Origin of the sequence: Pseudomonas moraviensis subsp. stanleyae (genome assembly GCF_036283065.1) — a bacterium.
Lineage (GTDB): Bacteria > Pseudomonadota > Gammaproteobacteria > Pseudomonadales > Pseudomonadaceae > Aquipseudomonas > Aquipseudomonas stanleyae.
In genome coordinates, this window is sequence record NZ_JAADJI010000015.1 from 27,134 (window position 1) to 44,566 (window position 17,433).

Here is a 17,433-nt window from a genome sequence, read left to right on the forward strand (position 1 = left end):
GGCTCGTTGAGGCTTAACGTGCGCAATTGCATCGCATTCTAATAGCGACGACAATATCTGTTAACTGGATTATTAAGATAAGGGTTATCGGTTATATCGATATGCGATTTACTCTCCGTCAACTGCAAGTTTTCGTCGCCGTCGCCCAGCAGGAAAGCGTATCCCGTGCTGCGGGTCTGCTCAACCTCTCGCAATCGGCGGCCAGCACTTCGATCACCGAGCTTGAGCGCCAGTCCAGTTGCCAGCTGTTCGACCGTGCCGGCAAACGCCTGAGCCTCAACGCCCTCGGCAAACAACTGTTGCCGCAAGCGGTGGCCCTGCTCGATCAGGCCAAGGAAATCGAAGACCTGCTCAATGGCAAATCCGGTTTCGGCTCTTTATCCGTGGGGGCGACGCTGACCATTGGCAACTACCTGGCGACCCTGCTGATCGGCAGCTTCATGCAGCGCCACCCGGAAAGTCAGGTCAAGCTGCACGTGCAGAACACTGCGAATATCGTGCAACAAGTCGCCCACTATGAAATTGATCTGGGTCTTATAGAAGGCGATTGCAGCCACCCCGACATCGAAGTGCAGAGTTGGGTCGAAGATGAACTGGTGGTGTTCTGCGCGCCGCAGCATCCGTTGGCCAAGCGCGGCAGCGCGACGATGGAAGAGCTGACCCACGAGGCGTGGATTCTCCGCGAACAGGGTTCCGGCACGCGCCTTACCTTCGATCAAGCCATGCGCCACCATCGCAGCGCGCTGAACATTCGTCTGGAGCTGAAACACACCGAAGCGATCAAACGCGCGGTGGAATCAGGCCTGGGGATTGGCTGCATATCGCGGCTGGCGCTGCGCGATGCCTTCCGCCGCGGCAGTCTGGTGCCGGTCGAGACGCCGGATCTGGACCTGGCGCGGCAGTTCTATTTCATCTGGCACAAACAGAAGTACCAGACTTCGGCCATGCGCGAGTTCCTCGAGCTGTGCCGCGCATTCACCGCCGGGGTGCAGCGCAGCGACGAGATCGTCTTGCCGACCATCGCTTAAAGCAGAATCACCGCCCACACCAGTCCGATCATGCTCAACGCCACGAACTGCGCGGCGCTGCCCATGTCCTTGGCATTCTTCGACAACGGGTGCAATTCCAGCGAGATGCGATCAATCGCCGCTTCAACCGCCGAATTAAGCAGCTCGACAATCAGCGCCAGCAAGCAAACAGCGATCAATACCGCTTGTTCGACACGGCTGACATTGAGGAAGAATGTCAGCGGAATCAGCACGACATTGAGCAGTACGAGTTGACGGAACGCCGCTTCGCCGGTGAAGGCGGCGCGCAGGCCATCGAGCGAATAGCCGGACGCGTTGAGGATGCGTTTCAGGCCGGTCTGGCCCTTGAAAGGTGACATAAGGAAGAAACCAACCAAAAAGGAGTGGGGAAGCTAGATCAACAAAAGTCAAAAAAGCGTGAAATCGCCGGCCGTTATTGGCTCGGAATTGACTCAAGTTGTTGCAGCAGTAAAGCCGCTTGCGTGCGAGTGCGCACGTTCAATTTGCGAAAGATCGCCGTGACATGGGCCTTGATGGTCGCTTCCGACACGCTCAGCTCATAGGCTATCTGCTTGTTCAGCAGACCTTCGCAGACCATGGTGAGCACGCGGAACTGTTGCGGCGTCAGGCTGGCAAGACCATCGCTGGCGGCTTTCGCCTCATCCGACACGCTCACCGCTTCGAAGGCTTGCGGTGGCCAGAACACGTCGCCATCGAGCACTTTGCGCACCGCTTCCTGAATCACGCTGAGGTCGCTGGACTTGGGAATAAAGCCACTGGCGCCGAACTCGCGGGACTTGACCATCACCGACGCTTCTTCCTGGGCCGAGACCATCACCACCGGAATCTGCGGATACTGCCCGCGCAGCAGCACCAGCCCGGAAAAACCGTAGGCACCAGGCATGTTCAGATCCAGCAGGACCAGGTCCCAGTCAGCCTTTTCGGTCAGGCGAGTTTCCAGTTCGGCGATGCTCGCCACTTCCACCAGCCGCACATCCGGGCCAAGGCCCAGCGTCACCGCCTGGTGCAGGGCGCTGCGAAACAGGGGGTGATCATCGGCAATCAGGATGTCGTATGTGGCCATTTTTCAAATGATCCTGTTTTTGATGGCAGACGCGGTGCATTCCGCTCTGGCCAAAGCAACTCGAGACAGCGCTTCGAAGCGCTGTCCACAGGGGCACGTTCAACGCCAATCAACAGCAAACACGGCGTTGCAAACCTTGGCCGCTCCCTGAACGGCGCCAAGCATGCCCAGCGAAGCCGGGGTGGTCAAGCAAGATGGCCAGCGCTGTCGACAGTATGGGCCACTATCGGGCCAACTCCGGCTGCGGCTTTCGTATATAAGGCAAAAGCTCGGCGTGCGCGGGAGTCGATTCATTCATGTCCAGTTGCTGCTTGGCACCGAGGTAATGCTGGCTGAACACATCGAAATAGGCGTCCAGCGCCGAGGCGGCAGCGCTGTCGCCAGCCAGTTCCAGGCACAACGCCGCGACTTCAGCGGTGCACAGGTGCTCGCTACGGGTGGAACGGCGCAAGCGATAACGCGAGAGTTTGTCGGGCAGCAGGCTGAGGATCGGCAAGCGGTCGAAATACGGACTCTTGCGGAAGATCTTCCGCGCCTCGGTCCAGGTCGCATCGAGCAGAATGAACAGCGGACGCTTGCAGCTATCGATTGTCACCGTATTGGTCACCCGCGACGGTTCGACATATTCCCCCGGAAACACCAGATACGGCTGCCATTGCGAGTCGTTGAGCAGCGCCAGCATTTGCGGATCGGGCTCGGTGCGTGACCAGATGAACGCGTGGTTGTCGCGCACCACGTCGGCAATCAACCAGCCGGTGTTGCTGGGTTTGAATACTTCCTTGCCGGTCATGATCAGGCACACGCCGGAACGGGTGTCGACGCTCGGCCGCCACGCGCACAGGCAATGGCTGATGATCACTCGGCAATCACGGCAGCGCTCGGAGCGGAACCCGCGCGCCTGAATCGGCTTGATGCCTTCGTCTTCGCGCTGATCGCGCAGGCGGGCCACGGCGTTGGGGGCATGGTTCATCGCAGGCGACACCGGCAGACAGGGAAACTTGACACGAATGACACTCGGCAGGGCAATAAAGGCCGGCAGTTTACCAGAGCGACGGCCACAAGCCTGTACCGTCCAGACCGGCTCCCCTATAATTCGCCGCCACTGAACGCACCGCCCCGTGACGGGTCGAACCAACCAGTCACCGAATCAGGAGAGTTTCATGCTGCGCCTTATCGTTCCCACCGCTGCCATTCTGCTGGCGTCGTCCTTTACCGCTCAGGCTGCGTCCCTGAGTGAGCAGAATCTGAACCGAGAGCTGCGCAACGTCGCCGCCCAAAGCAGCGTCGGCACGCCACGGGCAATCAATGAAGACATTCTTGATCAAGGCTACACCGTCGAGGGTACGCAGCTGATCAACCATCTGAGCGTGCAGAAGAGCCACGCCGACAAGATGCGCGCCGATCCCAAGGCTGTGTATTTCCAGTTGGGCGCGTCGGTGTGCAACAACCCGTCGTACCGCAAGCTGATGGCCAAGGGCGCGATCATGCGTTACGACTTCACCGAAGTGAAAACCAACAAAGCGATCGGCTCGGCCAGCTACCAGGAATCCGATTGCCCGAAAGCTGCACCTGCGAAGAAAAAGTAATCAGCGCGAAGCGTTAGCGCGCCGCTGTTCATCCTCGGCGCGCAATTCCGCCACCAGAGCCTGCAGATAGCGCGAGCGACGCTCGCCGCCGGCCAATCGTCGGCAGCACTCTTCCTCGAGACTCAATTGATTGGTCTTGGCCGACTCTTGCAACATTCGATACAGCTGCGTATCGATCTCCAGAATCACTCTGGCCATGCATCCCGCCTCCTTGCCACCCACGAATCCTTGAATTACCTGGCCTTGCGCAAACGCAAGGTTGTCTTGCGACATCTGTATTTGAGTAAATCAGAGTGATGGCCCTTCGCGACACGTTCAGACGAGCGGCGAGACTTTGTCGCAAATCAGCAAGCGGTTGCCAGGCAAAACGTTACAGCGCACTGTTCAAGTCAGCGCGAATGCGTGCAAGGGTCTAGATTGAGAGTATTCCCGATCATTCGTTAACGGCAGAAATGGAACTGCCGGCCCTGTGTGTTTTTGCAGTGCGGCCCCGACGCTGGTCGTCAGGGCTACCCGCTCTGTGCAGAAGGAGACGTTGAATGCCTTATCAACCGAATGACCTCTTGAGCCGTCATTTTCAGGAAAGCGGCGACCTTATCAGTCAGGTCGAAGCACAACTCAATCATGTGTCCCCCAACAGCCCGAACATCCCTATCTATCGCGACATGATCCTCACCGTGCTGCGCATGGCCCAGGAAGATCACAACCGCTGGAACGCCAAGATCACCCTGCAAGCCCTGCGTGAACTGGAGCAGGCGTTCCGCGTGCTTGAGCAATTCAAGGGCCGGCGCAAAGTCACCGTGTTCGGCTCGGCACGCACGCCGGTGGAACATCCGCTATACGCGATGGCCCGCGAACTCGGCGCAGCGCTGACGCGTGCGGACATGATGGTCATCACCGGCGCCGGCGGCGGCATCATGGCCGCCGCCCACGAAGGAGCCGGCCGAGATCACAGCCTGGGTTTCAACATCACCCTGCCCTTCGAGCAACATGCCAACCCCACCGTCGATGGCACTGACAATCTGTTGCCGTTTCACTTTTTCTTCACCCGCAAACTGTTCTTCGTCAAAGAGGCTGATGCGCTGGTGCTCTGCCCGGGCGGGTTTGGCACCCTTGATGAAGCGCTGGAAGTGCTGACGCTGATCCAGACCGGGAAAAGCCCATTGGTGCCGGTGGTGTTGCTGGATGTACCGGGCGGGACGTTCTGGCAAGGAGCGCTGGATTTCATCCGCAATCAGCTGGAAGAAAACCGCTATATTCTGCCGACCGACATGAAGCTGATGCGACTGGTCTACAGCGTTGAAGAGGCGGTGGAGGAGATCAATCAGTTTTACAGCAACTTCCACTCCAGCCGCTGGCTCAAGCGCCAATTTGTGATCCGCATGAACCACAAGCTCAGCGACCAGGCACTGGCGCAGATGCAGGAAGAGTTCGCTGATCTATGCCTGAGCGACCAGTTTCATCAACATGCCTACAACGGTGAAGAACACGACGATGCGCAGTACAGCCATCTCGCGCGGCTGGCGTTCGCCTTCAATGGCCGCACCCATGGTCGCCTGAGAGAGTTGGTGGACTTCATCAACCTGCCGGAAAACTGGGCGGATTCAAAACCGCCCACCGCACAACGCTCGCGCGAACCTTCCAACGTGATCTGAAGGCAAAAAAAAACGGCCCGCTATTTAAAAATAGCGGGCCGTTTTTATTGAATCGGTTTAATCGTCCATCCCTCGACCACTGAACAAGCGGTTGATCATCTCCATCGAGAAACCCCGATACGCTAGAAACCGGCCTTGCTTGGCTCGCTCTTTAGCATCAATCGGTAAATGTCCGGAGAACTTGCGTTGCCACGTGTCCTGAAGCTGCGCCTGCCAATTGATACCGCTTTCGCGCAGGGCGATTTCGATATCGGTACGTTGCAAGCCCCGCTGGCTGAGCTCCTCACGAATTCGCAAAGGGCCATAGCCGGAACGGGCTCGGTAGGAAACAAAGCTCTCAAGGTATCGCGCCTCGGAAAGCAGCCCCTCTTCCGTAAGTCGGTCGAGGGCTGTTTCGATCAGCTCCGCCTCGGCGCCGCGCTGACGCAACTTACGCGTCAACTCGACTCGACCATGCTCGCGGCGTGCGAGCAGGTCCATGGCGGTTCGCCGCACCGCGACGAGGGTATCCAATACCGCGGTGGTCATCGCTGCACTCAGAGGTCAGCGTCGGCCAGGTCGTCTTCGGTCTCTTTGACCGCCGAGGCCTTGGAGTCCGCGATCACTGCTGGCGACAGCAGCTTGTCACGCAGCTGCTTCTCGAGCTTCGCGGCGATTTCCGGGTTGTCCGCCAGGAACTTGGCCGAGTTGGCCTTGCCCTGACCGATCTTGGTGCCTTCATAGGCATACCAGGCACCGGACTTCTCGACGAAACCGTGCAGCACACCCAGGTCGATCATCTCACCGTTGAGGTAGATGCCCTTGCCGTAAAGAATCTGGAATTCGGCCTGACGGAACGGTGAAGCTACCTTGTTCTTCACAACCTTGACGCGGGTTTCACTGCCGACCACTTCGTCGCCTTCCTTCACCGCGCCGGTACGGCGGATGTCGAGACGAACCGAGGCGTAGAACTTCAGCGCGTTACCACCGGTGGTGGTTTCCGGGCTGCCGAACATCACACCGATCTTCATACGGATCTGGTTGATGAAGATGACCAGGCAGTTGGCGTTCTTGATGTTACCGGTGATTTTACGCAGCGCCTGAGACATCAGACGTGCTTGCAGGCCGACGTGCATGTCGCCCATTTCGCCTTCGATTTCAGCCTTCGGTACCAGTGCTGCCACGGAGTCGACGATGATCACGTCAACGGCGTTGGAGCGCACCAGCATGTCGGTGATTTCCAGGGCTTGTTCACCAGTGTCCGGCTGGGAAACCAGCAGGTCGTCAACGTTGACGCCCAGCTTGCCGGCGTACTCTGGATCGAGGGCGTGCTCGGCGTCGACGAATGCGCAGGTCGCGCCGGCTTTTTGCGCCTGAGCGATCACGGACAAGGTCAGTGTGGTTTTACCGGAGGATTCAGGACCGTAGATTTCAACGATACGGCCTTTTGGCAGGCCGCCAATGCCGAGCGCGATGTCCAGACCCAGAGAGCCAGTCGAGATAGCCGGGATCGCCTGACGGTCCTGATCGCCCATACGCATCACGGCACCCTTGCCGAATTGACGTTCGATCTGACCCAGGGCCGCAGCCAAGGCTTTCTTCTTGTTGTCGTCCATTAAAGTCCTCACGTAATCAATAAGGCCTGACGGCCAACACCTGTATAAGTAGCCAGTATTATTCCACAGCGTTCGAAGATCGCCTACCCCTGATTTTCGATTTCTCGTGCCGCTAGTCGCACAAGCCCCTCTAGCGCGGCCTTGACCGTTTGTCGGCGGACTTCATCACGGTTGCCGGGGAAGTGCTGAACCTCACTGTAAATCGCGTCGCCAACACCCCAGGCCAACCACACCGTGCCCACCGGCTTGTTCGGCGTGCCACCGTCGGGACCGGCCACTCCACTGACCGCCACGGCAAAATGCGCCAGGCTGTGCTGCTGTGCACCGCGCGCCATGGCTTCGACCACTTCGCGACTGACCGCACCGACCGTCTCGAACAAATCCCCCGGCACATTCAGCTGCCGGGTTTTCTGTCGATTGGAATACGTCACATACCCAGCTTCAAACCAGGCCGAACTGCCCGGAATCCGCGTGATCGCTTCGGCGATCCCGCCACCGGTGCAAGACTCTGCGGTGGTGACGTGAGCATTGAGCACTTGCAGACGTCGGCCCAGTTCGGCGGCCAGTTGGGTGATCTCTTTCACGGCGAGCTCCGGATCGTGTGGAATGCCTTCACCGTACACGAGCCGGACGCGCTTTCAATACACAGAATCATTCAAAATGTTCGGGCGCCAACGCTCTGACATAGGCCTGACAGGCCTGCAAGGCAATCAATCCACGGTCGCCGGTGTCAGTGATGGCGACAATTCGTTGAGCATGCGCCGGGTCAAGTCGGGCGCGTAAGGTTGCAGAATCCACGCCGCCGGTGCCGGCGGTGGCTGGCACCGCACAGCCGTGGGCAACGTCGCCGGCGTCGAGAAGGACTGACAGCCGCACATCGGCAGTAGCAAGGCGATCGCGCAGGCGATCCTGATCACGTTGGGCATCGCTCAGCGCTCGATAATGGGTTTGTTCACTGGCCGCGAGTCGTTGCTCCAGTGCCAGGCGTTTATCCTGCTCGGCCTGTTGCGCGTTCGCGGCAGCTTGTGTCAGTTGATTTTGCGTTTCGGCGTTTAACCGCGCCTGCTCGGCCAATTGACGCCCGTAGCGCCAGTCCTGAAACTGCCACGCCGCAGCAAAAGCCCCGGCCACCAGCAACAACAGGCCAATCACCCGCCAGGAGCCGGACATAGCACCGCCCTCGCCCGCGCCCAGATTTCCAGACGATCCTGCAAACCGTTCAACCCGCCGTTGATTCGCCGGGTGATGGTGTTGAACTGGTCCGCGTCGGCCAGTTCATTCAGGCCCTTCTGCGCCCAGAACCACGCCGCCGATTCAGCCGCCCATTGCGGCTGTTCAAGCAATTCCGGCAAGGACAACAAACGCTCATCGCCGAACAAGCCGAGGCTGCATTGTCGATAGTTGGCGCGACCGGTGATTTGAATGAGCCCACGCCCCCGGTACTTTTGCCCGTCGCCATCCGCCTCGGGCGTATTGCCCAGACGCAGCGCCAGGGTGCCAGTGTCGTATTTGTTCAGGTATTGGTTGTTGCCCAGTTCGCGCACGTAACGCAATTGGCCCGACTCGTGACCGACCTGCGCCAGAAATGCAGCGATGCGCTTGGGCGTATCGATGCGTTGCCTGGCCATGGCGGTATTGAGCGGCGAAACAAAAACGCCCGCTTGGGAGCGGGCGTTGGGCATGATGTCGATAAGGTGTCTTTCAGTTAATTGCATGATGCTTGATCCTCCCTGGATGTTGGTCCGATTGAATCACGGCTGACGGCTGATGCTTGCCAGCCATTTATTTGCCAGAGTTTTCAGGGGGCTGTTCAGGGCAGTTTCAAACGAATCGTTTGCCGGCATTACCTTGCCGCCAGATAAAAGCCAGTCTTGATAATCAAGCCAGTCGCGATTGGTTGGATCTTGCGGGATATAAGCTACATCGCTCAGCCTTAGTACGCCGCATGTAGTCAATTGATAACTCATTGCTTACTCCTAGAGCTCGGCATCCGCAGTCCATTCAATCTGCAGTATCTGTCCCGGAACGCTGTCGACGGGCGTCGTCGTGCCAAAGGCAAAACTGCGCTCGGTCACACTCTGCACGATGGATCCAGTACATGCCTTTTATAAGTGAATAATTCCAGATTTCACCGCTGGCCTCGCCGGGGCAATACATCTTGATCGTAGGCTGTACGCGCTTCTGAACCAGCAGGGTTACCGCCATCCCGGACTGGGGGGACTTCGCGGCAGCGGCCTGGGTGAACGTGGCGATACAGGTACTTGGGCCGTTGTTTGCCCGAATGGGCAAGCGGCTTGCAAAAGACTTTTCGAAGTAGCGCTGACATAACATCAGCTCTTCCGCGGCCGGACGGCTCTCGAAGGGGGTAGAAACCGGCCCTTCTTCCAGCTGAATTCTTGCCAGGTCAACCGTTTGAATCACATTCAGCGGAAGATCGAAACTCAGCCTCAGACAATCATTGGCACCGAGCATTTTCCCGGCGATCACAGGTACCTGAAAGGTGGTCGTGTACCTGGTCCAAGCCGTGGTCAATTGAAAGACCTCGACCGCTTTCATCACCGGCTCCGAGCCACCAGTTCCGAAGTACTGGGTTATGAATACCTTCAGCGGCCGCGCAGCATCGGAGCGCGCCCAAAAGGTCATGGTGGCGGTTTTACCGGCCAGTGTCCTGACCGACTCGATATATTGGGAAATTTTGTGTTCAGTGGAACCGACGCCGGCTGTTGTCTGCTGCCAACGCAAAAAATGAGCTGGCTCGCCTGACACTTCGGATTGGCCTGGCGCGAAATCCTGGCGAGAGATATTCACGGCAGCATTGCCGTTCCAGTCACAACGGAAACGATCAGCCACGTACCCGCCGACATTTGGCGCCTGATTGGTCGTCCCGCGTTGCCAGATATCGAATCCGCCATTGATCAGCAGATTCCGGCGATACACCTGCACCGGAAACTGTTGCAGCGGATCTGGCCTGGACAGTTGCCGGATCGCTTGAGCCAACTGATCAGTCTGCTGTTCGTCCGGGCTCAACCCCGCTGCGGTAATTGCGCTGAGTATTTCCTGAGTGACACTGTTGCCCCAGCTCGCTGGAATCAGCGAGCCGGGCGTACCAGCAATGGCGTCCTCATCAACGAACTTGCCGTTGACCAGACCAGAGCCGGGGACGCTTTTTGGGTAATCCACGTGAGTATTCCTTGAAGATTCTTTGTGCGCTGCGCTTTCTCGGCGCGTAACTCAGCTGTTTGCGCGCATCGCTATTTCAAGCCAATCGGGTTCCAGCGGACGCGAGCGACTCTGCGGAAACTCCGGATCATCAGGCCAGTCGCGCAACGCTTGTCGATAAGCCAAAAGTTGTCTGTATTCCTCGGTACGCAGTGTCGTGCCGCCACCCGTTTCCAACTCTTCCATATCGCGAATCACCAACCACTGAGTCAGCTGCAACTGGTGGTCCCGCCACACACGCTCAAGGGAGGCGGCAGTTTGCTCGGCCATCAGGATTCGTTCCGGGCGTCCCTCTTTATCGAGAGAAAGAATTGTTCCCTTGGGTGCATTTGATATCAGCGCGCAATACTCGCCTTCGCTTAATTCATAAGCGTCCGCGGGTATGTTCAGGCCATGCAGTTGCGAATGATAAAAGCCGCTGGTTTGCGGAGAAAAATAATACATATTCAATACCCCACGCCGATGATCCGTGCGGAAATCGAGACATTAGCGTAATCAGGGCAACGCACATTGATGCCCACTTGTCGACTTACCGAGGACACCGCATTCCAAGTGAGAAATGTCGCCGTTGACGTCCCCTCATGGGTTGCAACCGCGAGGAACAATGCATTGGGAAATGCCAACGGCCACAAATTGAGTTCACCGTTGTTATTGTTAGCGGTCTGACTGGCACTTCCGTTGATCCATTGGATGATCAGACCGCCCATCCAGGACGGAAATACCAGGTACCCAGAGGGACCGAGTCTCACCATGAACCCGAGTCGGAGTTTCCTGGGAGTGACCATAACCGAATCACTGGTGCCAGCATTGACCTCAGCTTGAGAAGCGACTCTTGCAGTCCCGGTTATCGTCTCGGTTGCTTGCAAAACTTTCTTGCCAATGGCTTGGAAGACTCGCAACGGAGTCATCAGTTTTGTCGAATTCGAACCCGACTCCGCGTCTTCCTGAGTAGCCAGGCTTTCGCTCTGATTCCTGGAGATCAGGGTATTGATTGCAACCCTGAGCTGAGTGTTGTCACTTTCATCAGCGGTGGCCCCGGTACTCGTGATGACTTCCATGATTTCTTGCGTAACGCCATTGCCCCAACTTGCCGGAATCAATGACCCGGGGACACCGGTGAGTGGGTTTTCATCCGCAAACTTTCCATTTACCAAACCCGCACCGGGCACACTTTTTGGATAATCCATTGCACATCTCCTTGTGAAAAATCAAACGGTCAGGCAGGCAAAACCGGCCAATTGATCGCCTCAGGAAAACCGGGCTGCTTGTCGATGCGGTTCAACTCCACGCTGTAGAGCTTCCATTCGAGCAGCTGTAACTGTTCGTCATGGTTGGCATCACCGGCGTCTTCGGCATATTGCAAGGGCGCGATGCGGAGTAAGGCGTTGCCGAGCAGGACATCGCGCTGAGCCAGAACGACACGCTTCAGATCAGCCAGTCGCGCGACTTCGTCGAGCTGCCAGGCATTATCGATCCAAGCGTGAAAGCCGCCTGGCCAAGGTAATTCGGTGAGGCCTTCCGGCAAATCGCCCAGCTTCGTCCAGCTTTCTCTCAACCCCGTATCGGTGTGATAAACATTGCCGCGACGATCAACTTGCTGTTGTAACGAACCATTGTCATAAACCCAGGCATATCCCCGTGGAGCCGGGGCCAGTTCGATGCTCAGGGTCACGGCATTACTTGGTAATTGAGCGCCGATACCCGGTACCAACGGAAATTCGACCGGTCCTGACAACGCGCCACTGTCATCTATCAGATAATTGAACATGTGCACCTCAGATCAGTTTGATTCGCGCGGGGTAGGCAATATTTCGAGGACGGGTTTCGCCAGAAAAGTTACCGATATTGCCGATGAAGGTATCGGAGTCGAATGCAGGATTAGGGTAGGTCGTCGCCACGGTTGAAGACGTCGGAGAAAAATTCACATCAGTGGCAACGTTCCACACAGGATCTGGGATAGCAGGCGCCGGACGGAAAGAAGAGCCGGTTCCGGTAGGAAGAAAATGGTTGTGGGTTTGCAAGGAATGCATTTGCAGGCTGCCGATAGCTCGCCCGCTGTCCACGTTCCTGCTTTCACTTAGCACTCGCAAAAACTCACCGCGAATTTCCGGAATACGAAAGTTCGAAGCACCATCGCCAGTAGTCCAGCCTCCCTCTCTCCCAGCGCGTAATGCCTCGGTGGTTAACGCGCCAGACGCTTGGGCGAAATCCCACAGCCATGGCCACTCGGCACGCTTGAACAGGTCGCCGTTAGGAATACCGTAGCCACCCGGGTTGAGCAGAGTGGTCGTTTCGAAAAATGGCCGACCCAAGGCACTGGTATCAAGTCGCCCCACCGGCCACCAACTCCCCGCCCCGTCACAGCGCAAATGCCACCAGTCGCCGCTGCCCATCAACACCAAAAACGCGTAACCACTTAGCGAGAGATGAGTATGAAAACGGATTCGGTCAGTACCGGCCGCCTGGATCACCATGCGATTGCCGCTGTTGTCCACCCGACGAACGATCACATCGCGCACACCAAGCGCGGCGTTGGCGGGCGGCAACGTCAACGTGACGGCACCGGGGCTGCCGTCGATCAGCACGAGCCCGAGTTCTTGTTCGGTCAGCGCTTTCGAAGCAGTCAGCCGGGTAATCACCGAACGCATCGGACTGGCGCCGCCGACAATCGCCTGAATCGCCTTGAACAACTGACCGTTGTCCGCTTCGGAAGCCTCCAGCCCCCCGCCGGTAATCACACTCAGGATTTCCTGAGTCACGCTGTTACCCCACACCGCCGGAATCAACGAACCCGGCGTCCCCGCCACCGGATTTTCATCGACGAAACGGCCGTCGACCAGGCCGACGCTGGGGACGCTTTTTGGATAGTCCATATGTTGTTCGTTCCTGTGAAATGACAAATGAGCCGTGCCTGCGCACTGGCAGACACAGGTCTGTTTCGGAAAAAAAAAGCCCACATCGAAGTGGGCTTGGGTGAAGCGGGACGAAAAATATCGCTCAGCTGGAAAGACCGCTGGCAAGTTCGCCAATGGCAATCAAGGCTTCATCGGCCGCGCCGCGCGCCAGATCGATCTTGCCCTTGCCCGCCTGCGCGCGGATCTGCGCTTTGGCCTTCAGGCGCAAAGTGCGCAGAGTGAGCAAATGGTCAGTCAGCTGTTCGGCCTTGGTGAGAATCTGCTCCGCCGCCTGTTTGGCCGTGCGGCCTTTGACGACCCACGCGGCAACTGAGAGAGGGACTTCTTTTTTCGGGTAACCGGCATCCTGAAAAGCCTGAGCATCTGCGGCTGCCTGTGCGTACTCCACGGCTTTTAGCGGATCGCCTGCCAGTGCGCTGCGAGCGCTGTCGGCAGTGGTGTCAACCTTGGTGCAGAGGCGTTCGGCTTCCTGCAGATCCAGAGCAATCTGCATATCTGCATTGAAAACCCAGTTCTGCCCATCCCACTCGTGCGCAGCCGACGGTTGCGGCAGGCGCAACTCACCGTCGCACTGATGAAGTTCCTGTATGACGATCATCGAATAAGCTCCCACGAGAATTGCACGTTCACCGCGTCGGAAAAGTTGATGGCAATTCCCACGCTGTAATCAGTGATTGGATGGGTTTTGATGCCCATGCTCAGCAATAGCTCATCGCTGTCGGCATTCGATTGGCCCAGGTTGTGTTCGGCCTGATAGCACTGCCACAGTGAGCGCAAATTGGCATGGTCGAAACTCGCTGCCAACGTCGAAACCGTGACGTCATTGACGATGTTGTTGGTGAACAATACGCACGGTGAAACCGTTGCCGGGTTCCATCCTCCCGGGTTGTTCGAACTGCCCGTCAGGATCGGCGACAGGAAGCAGTAGTTGCCACCTGCCCAACCGGTGGATGGAAAGGCGACTGAGGTGACCGCCGTCGACGATGGCGTCGGGTTACCGGCGACCAGTCGTGCCGCACGCGCATGCGGGTCGAGCGGTAAAAATATTGCGCCGGTGCCATTCACCGTTTGTGTCCAGGTCAAACGAGCGCGGTTGTAAATGGTCCGCACAACCGGCACCGAACCGGGTGCTCCGGTTATTACCCACGCAAGGCACATGTCCAGAGGCGTGGACTGAAAACCGCCGCCCGCAGCGCCGTTGACCGTGCCTTTCAGCGAGTCAGGCACGACGTCATGAATGCCACCGCGTTGCGTGTAGAACGTCAGTACGCCAGCGACAACTTGCGCTCGCAGAAAGTAATGACTGCTGGGCAGCAGGTCCGCGCTGCTCCACGCCGCCGTCACAAAGGTGCGCGAACGTCCGAGTTGGCCGGCCACTACTTCCTGGCCAAGACTGATAAAGGTTCCCGCTGCGATCGAAACCCGGCCACCACTGGTTGAGGCCGCAGTCGGACTGACCGGCAGACGTGCATCGGCGGTGGCAACTGTAGGCAGTGGCAGCGCCGCCAGCGGCAGCGCCAGATCCTGGTTCCAGCCCTTGGCGGTTACCGATTGAATCGCCTGCAACAACTGATCGTATTTTTTCTCGTCCGGCGTCAGGTCTGCCGCCTTGATCACGTTGAGAATTTCCAGCGTCACCCCGTTACCCCAATCCGCCGGAATCAAAGACCCAGGCGTCCCGGTCAGCGGGTTTTCATCGACAAACCTGCCATTCACCAGCCCGGCACTGGGCACACTAATCGGATAGTCCATCCCTCATTTCTCCCTAGTCATAATTGATATGCACCTTGGTATGCGCCGGCGCACTGCGGTGGATCAGGCACTCCAGTGCCGAGCCCGGGTTGACGCCGAAGCGCTCGCCCCAATAACTAGCGCCATAACGCCGACCGAGCAGCAGGCGGCCGCCGGTGTTGAGCGTCCACATGAACTGCGCTTCCCAGGTGCCCCAATGCGCCGAGCCGAAACGGGCACGGCCCATGCGCGGGGCTTCGTGTTCGGTGATGCTGGCGTTGGGGTAACCCTGGCTTTTGGCGATGTCGAGGTAGTAGCCGATAGCCTGGCTGCCGACCGCGAGCAGGCGGCGGCGTACGGCGAGGCGGCGATCGTCGAACAGCGGCGTGGTGCCCAGGCACGGGTCGGGCAGGTTCATCACCCGCTCCCAGTCGGGCACCAGTTCGCTGACGCCGGCCGGGTCCATTTCGTTGAGCAGATCGGCGGCGCGGGCATCAAGGCGCGCCAGTTCGACGGCGACGCCTTCAAGCACTTCTTCGAGTTCCGGCACCCGTTCCGGATCCCAGGCCGGGCCGCTGGGCAGCAAGGCGCGCAATTGCGCCTGGTATTGCGCGGCGGTTCTTATGCCCCCCATATGCAGCCTCCGAAGGTGAGCAGTTCGCTCTGCCCGGCCGGCACGTCGGCGGCCGGTGCGCTGAGGCTGTGGTCGTATTCGCCGCCGGCACTGCTGATCGCTTCGCGGATATGGCTGATCAGCAGCGGCAGACCCAGATCGGCCTCGCGGTTATGCAGGTCGCGCAGTTGCGCTTCGACGGCGGCGCGAACCGCGGTAGTGTCCGGTTCGACGCGCTTGAAGCGATACACCACCGGCACCTGAACCGGTCGCTGCACATGCACTTGGGCGGTGACCGGACGCAGCGGTTCGATGTACTCCTGAACCTCCGCCAACTGTTCATCGTTCGGCACTGGTTGCGGGTCTTCATCACGCATGATGAACACCGTCACCGTGCCCGGCCCGAGCAGGCCGCCCCGGCACCACGCCCGCGTCACACCCGGCACTTCCAGCGCCCAGGTTTCGTAGTCGCTGGCCGCCCCACCATGGGGAATCACGCGGTAGGAACGGATGACCCGCGAGCGCAGCGATTCGAGGCTTTCGCGGGCCACGCCGCCGCTGAGGCCCGGCGCCAGCACCACGAAGCTGTTGCCGACAATCCCGGCAATCGGTTGCACCGGGGTCAGCGTCAGACCGGCATCAGCGTTTCCAAGGCTGCCGGCTTCCAGCGCGGCAATCGTGGTGCTGTTGCTGCCACTGACGGTGGTGCGCGCGGTGGTGACTTTGTAGGTGCGGCCATCGTTCGCTTGCAGCAGCGTGTCGACATCCAGCACAGCGCCGGGTGTGGCGGTAAAACTGACACTGCCGGTAGCCACTTGCGCTGCTTTACGCGGCTGATTCAGGCGCAACGCGGCGATGCGTTCCAGTGTCGACTCGTCGGCCTTGTCGGGCAGGATCTGCTCGGCAATCCAGTCGAGATAACCGTACAAGCCATAAGCGGCGCCGCCAAGAGTACGAGCCAGCACTTGCGCATCGGACTGGCGCAGCGAATCGCCGGCCAGGTCGCTTTGGGTGCGCTTGATCAGCACCGGCAGCGAAGGGGTTTCAAACGGCATAGATCACCTGCCAACTGTTATCGGGGTTGATGTCCAGACGTTCGCCGTCGGCCAGGGTCAGGACCGTGCGCAGGTTCAGGCGCTGGGCGTCGAGGCGTTCGCTGATGATGTCGATGGCGCTGCAGTGGCCGTCGTCGAGCAGCCACTGCAGGGCTTCGCGGGCATAGAACTCGGCGTCCATTTGCGTTTGCCGAGTGAGCTTGACCCGGCGCAACAGCCACAGCCGCGAGCCGATGCGATCGTCGGCAACCGTAGGGAAACTGTCGCCCCACCAGCCGAAGCGTTCTTCGTCATCGAGGGCGTCGTCGTCGGCGGCGCGACGCCAGGTGAACAGGCTGATGAGCACGGCGCGGGTCAGTGCGGCGTGGAGATTCTGGCTGATGAGCATCATTGGCCTCCTGCCGGTGCGCCGGTCTGGCCGTTGCCGGCCTGCACGCCAACATGGACGTGCTTGATCTGGCTGATGCCGCCGGCCAGTTGATCACCCGTGGAAACGATCTTGCCGGTCTGATTGATCACCGGCGTGTCGAAGTTCACCGCGCTACTGGCGCGGATGTTTAGCGTGGCGGTTTCGATATCGATGATCCGCCCGCGCTTGAAGTGAATCCTGTCGCCCTCGTCGGTGTAGATCGCCACTTCGCCGGCAGCGAGTGCTTGCAAGCGATAGCGGCGGTCGGCAATGACCAGGGCGATGGCGTGGGAACGGTCGCCGCCGAGGAAGGTGACGATCCCTTCGGCGCCGGCCAGCGGATGGCTGGTGAAACCGTAGGGCTCGAAATGCTCGAGGTCGTCGTTGATTTCACCGGCGGTGAGGCGCATTTGCAGCGATTGCAGTTTCGAAGCCGAATTGGCGAGCACGACAGTGCCGCGCGCCAGCAGGCGTGTCAGTAGGCTCATGGTTTTTTCTCAAAAAGGTGGGCACAACGCGATCAACTGTAGGAGTGAGCCTGCT

General features: G+C 58.9%; 24 protein-coding genes. 3 read left to right on the top strand and 21 right to left on the bottom strand.

Annotation, left to right across the window (positions count from 1 at the left end):
* Positions 1–101: 101 nt before the first annotated feature.
* On the top strand, positions 102–1,028 hold the full coding sequence (locus GXB78_RS24935) for a LysR family transcriptional regulator (protein WP_329517418.1): 927 nt from the start codon (positions 102–104) through the stop codon (positions 1,026–1,028).
* Here the strand turns inward: GXB78_RS24935 and GXB78_RS24940 are convergent.
* From GXB78_RS24940 to GXB78_RS24950, 3 genes are all read right to left on the bottom strand, one after another.
* Entirely contained in the window at positions 1,025–1,387 is a 363-nt protein-coding gene (locus GXB78_RS24940) for a diacylglycerol kinase (RefSeq protein WP_016771411.1), read from the bottom strand. The two genes, GXB78_RS24935 and GXB78_RS24940, sit on opposite strands and share 4 nt — an antisense overlap.
* A gap of 74 nt (positions 1,388–1,461) precedes the next feature.
* Positions 1,462–2,112: a response regulator transcription factor ErdR gene (erdR, locus tag GXB78_RS24945; protein ID WP_329517419.1), complete on the bottom strand. Its 651-nt coding sequence runs from the start codon at positions 2,110–2,112 to the stop codon at positions 1,462–1,464.
* Positions 2,113–2,335: 223 nt separating this feature from the next.
* Positions 2,336–3,082 (bottom strand): tRNA-uridine aminocarboxypropyltransferase, encoded by a 747-nt coding sequence (locus GXB78_RS24950; RefSeq protein ID WP_329517420.1) that lies wholly within the window; start codon positions 3,080–3,082, stop codon positions 2,336–2,338.
* Positions 3,083–3,272: 190 nt separating this feature from the next.
* Between GXB78_RS24950 and GXB78_RS24955 the strand changes: the two genes are divergently transcribed.
* Positions 3,273–3,698 (top strand): PA3611 family quorum-sensing-regulated virulence factor, encoded by a 426-nt coding sequence (locus tag GXB78_RS24955; protein WP_007908738.1) that lies wholly within the window; start codon positions 3,273–3,275, stop codon positions 3,696–3,698.
* On the opposite strand, the gene GXB78_RS24960 is transcribed toward GXB78_RS24955, so the two are convergent.
* Complete coding sequence (locus GXB78_RS24960; protein WP_253499713.1) at positions 3,699–3,896, bottom strand: hypothetical protein; 198 nt, start codon at positions 3,894–3,896, stop codon at positions 3,699–3,701.
* Positions 3,897–4,237: 341 nt separating this feature from the next.
* Between GXB78_RS24960 and GXB78_RS24965 the strand changes: the two genes are divergently transcribed.
* Complete coding sequence (locus GXB78_RS24965; RefSeq protein WP_329517421.1) at positions 4,238–5,353, top strand: LOG family protein; 1,116 nt, start codon at positions 4,238–4,240, stop codon at positions 5,351–5,353.
* A gap of 57 nt (positions 5,354–5,410) precedes the next feature.
* Here GXB78_RS24965 and recX read toward each other — a convergent pair whose 3' ends face one another.
* From recX to GXB78_RS25050, 17 genes are all read right to left on the bottom strand, one after another.
* Entirely contained in the window at positions 5,411–5,881 is a 471-nt protein-coding gene (gene recX / locus GXB78_RS24970) for a recombination regulator RecX (RefSeq protein ID WP_024011877.1), read from the bottom strand.
* A gap of 8 nt (positions 5,882–5,889) precedes the next feature.
* The gene (recA, locus tag GXB78_RS24975) at positions 5,890–6,948 is read right to left on the bottom strand and encodes a recombinase RecA (RefSeq protein ID WP_024011876.1); all 1,059 of its coding nucleotides are present in this window, start codon (positions 6,946–6,948) and stop codon (positions 5,890–5,892) included.
* An 83-nt stretch (positions 6,949–7,031) separates the two neighbouring features.
* A complete protein-coding gene (locus GXB78_RS24980) occupies positions 7,032–7,532 on the bottom strand; it encodes a CinA family protein (protein ID WP_329517422.1) in 501 nt (166 codons plus the stop codon).
* 67 nt (positions 7,533–7,599) lie between these two features.
* The gene (locus GXB78_RS24985; RefSeq protein WP_329517423.1) at positions 7,600–8,118 is read right to left on the bottom strand and encodes a lysis system i-spanin subunit Rz; all 519 of its coding nucleotides are present in this window, start codon (positions 8,116–8,118) and stop codon (positions 7,600–7,602) included.
* Positions 8,097–8,663: a glycoside hydrolase family 19 protein gene (locus GXB78_RS24990; RefSeq protein ID WP_329517424.1), complete on the bottom strand. Its 567-nt coding sequence runs from the start codon at positions 8,661–8,663 to the stop codon at positions 8,097–8,099. Before GXB78_RS24990 ends, GXB78_RS24985 begins: the two co-directional genes overlap by 22 nt.
* A 36-nt stretch (positions 8,664–8,699) precedes the next feature.
* The gene (locus GXB78_RS24995; RefSeq protein ID WP_329517425.1) at positions 8,700–8,915 is read right to left on the bottom strand and encodes a hypothetical protein; all 216 of its coding nucleotides are present in this window, start codon (positions 8,913–8,915) and stop codon (positions 8,700–8,702) included.
* A 34-nt stretch (positions 8,916–8,949) separates the two neighbouring features.
* Entirely contained in the window at positions 8,950–10,128 is a 1,179-nt protein-coding gene (locus tag GXB78_RS25000) for a carbohydrate-binding protein CenC (protein ID WP_329517426.1), read from the bottom strand.
* A gap of 51 nt (positions 10,129–10,179) precedes the next feature.
* Positions 10,180–10,611, bottom strand: coding sequence for a phage tail assembly chaperone (locus tag GXB78_RS25005; protein ID WP_329517427.1), 432 nt, complete (start codon positions 10,609–10,611; stop codon positions 10,180–10,182).
* Between the two features lie 2 nt (positions 10,612–10,613).
* Positions 10,614–11,354 (bottom strand): gp53-like domain-containing protein, encoded by a 741-nt coding sequence (locus GXB78_RS25010; RefSeq protein ID WP_329517428.1) that lies wholly within the window; start codon positions 11,352–11,354, stop codon positions 10,614–10,616.
* 29 nt (positions 11,355–11,383) lie between these two features.
* Positions 11,384–11,935 (bottom strand): tail fiber assembly protein, encoded by a 552-nt coding sequence (locus GXB78_RS25015; protein WP_042607031.1) that lies wholly within the window; start codon positions 11,933–11,935, stop codon positions 11,384–11,386.
* Positions 11,936–11,942: 7 nt separating this feature from the next.
* A complete protein-coding gene (locus GXB78_RS25020; RefSeq protein ID WP_329517429.1) occupies positions 11,943–13,040 on the bottom strand; it encodes a phage tail protein in 1,098 nt (365 codons plus the stop codon).
* A 124-nt stretch (positions 13,041–13,164) separates the two neighbouring features.
* On the bottom strand, positions 13,165–13,680 hold the full coding sequence (locus tag GXB78_RS25025; RefSeq protein WP_329517430.1) for a phage tail protein: 516 nt from the start codon (positions 13,678–13,680) through the stop codon (positions 13,165–13,167).
* Positions 13,677–14,834: a phage tail protein gene (locus GXB78_RS25030; RefSeq protein ID WP_329517431.1), complete on the bottom strand. Its 1,158-nt coding sequence runs from the start codon at positions 14,832–14,834 to the stop codon at positions 13,677–13,679. The genes GXB78_RS25025 and GXB78_RS25030 overlap by 4 nt, the downstream gene beginning before the upstream one ends.
* A gap of 13 nt (positions 14,835–14,847) precedes the next feature.
* The gene (locus GXB78_RS25035; RefSeq protein ID WP_329517432.1) at positions 14,848–15,447 is read right to left on the bottom strand and encodes a YmfQ family protein; all 600 of its coding nucleotides are present in this window, start codon (positions 15,445–15,447) and stop codon (positions 14,848–14,850) included.
* Positions 15,435–16,481, bottom strand: coding sequence for a baseplate J/gp47 family protein (locus GXB78_RS25040; protein WP_329517433.1), 1,047 nt, complete (start codon positions 16,479–16,481; stop codon positions 15,435–15,437). Before GXB78_RS25040 ends, GXB78_RS25035 begins: the two co-directional genes overlap by 13 nt.
* Positions 16,471–16,869, bottom strand: coding sequence for a phage GP46 family protein (locus GXB78_RS25045; protein WP_101157940.1), 399 nt, complete (start codon positions 16,867–16,869; stop codon positions 16,471–16,473). The genes GXB78_RS25040 and GXB78_RS25045 overlap by 11 nt, the downstream gene beginning before the upstream one ends.
* Complete coding sequence (locus tag GXB78_RS25050) at positions 16,869–17,378, bottom strand: phage baseplate assembly protein V (RefSeq protein ID WP_329517434.1); 510 nt, start codon at positions 17,376–17,378, stop codon at positions 16,869–16,871. The genes GXB78_RS25045 and GXB78_RS25050 overlap by 1 nt, the downstream gene beginning before the upstream one ends.
* Between the last annotated feature and the right edge of the window lie 55 nt (positions 17,379–17,433).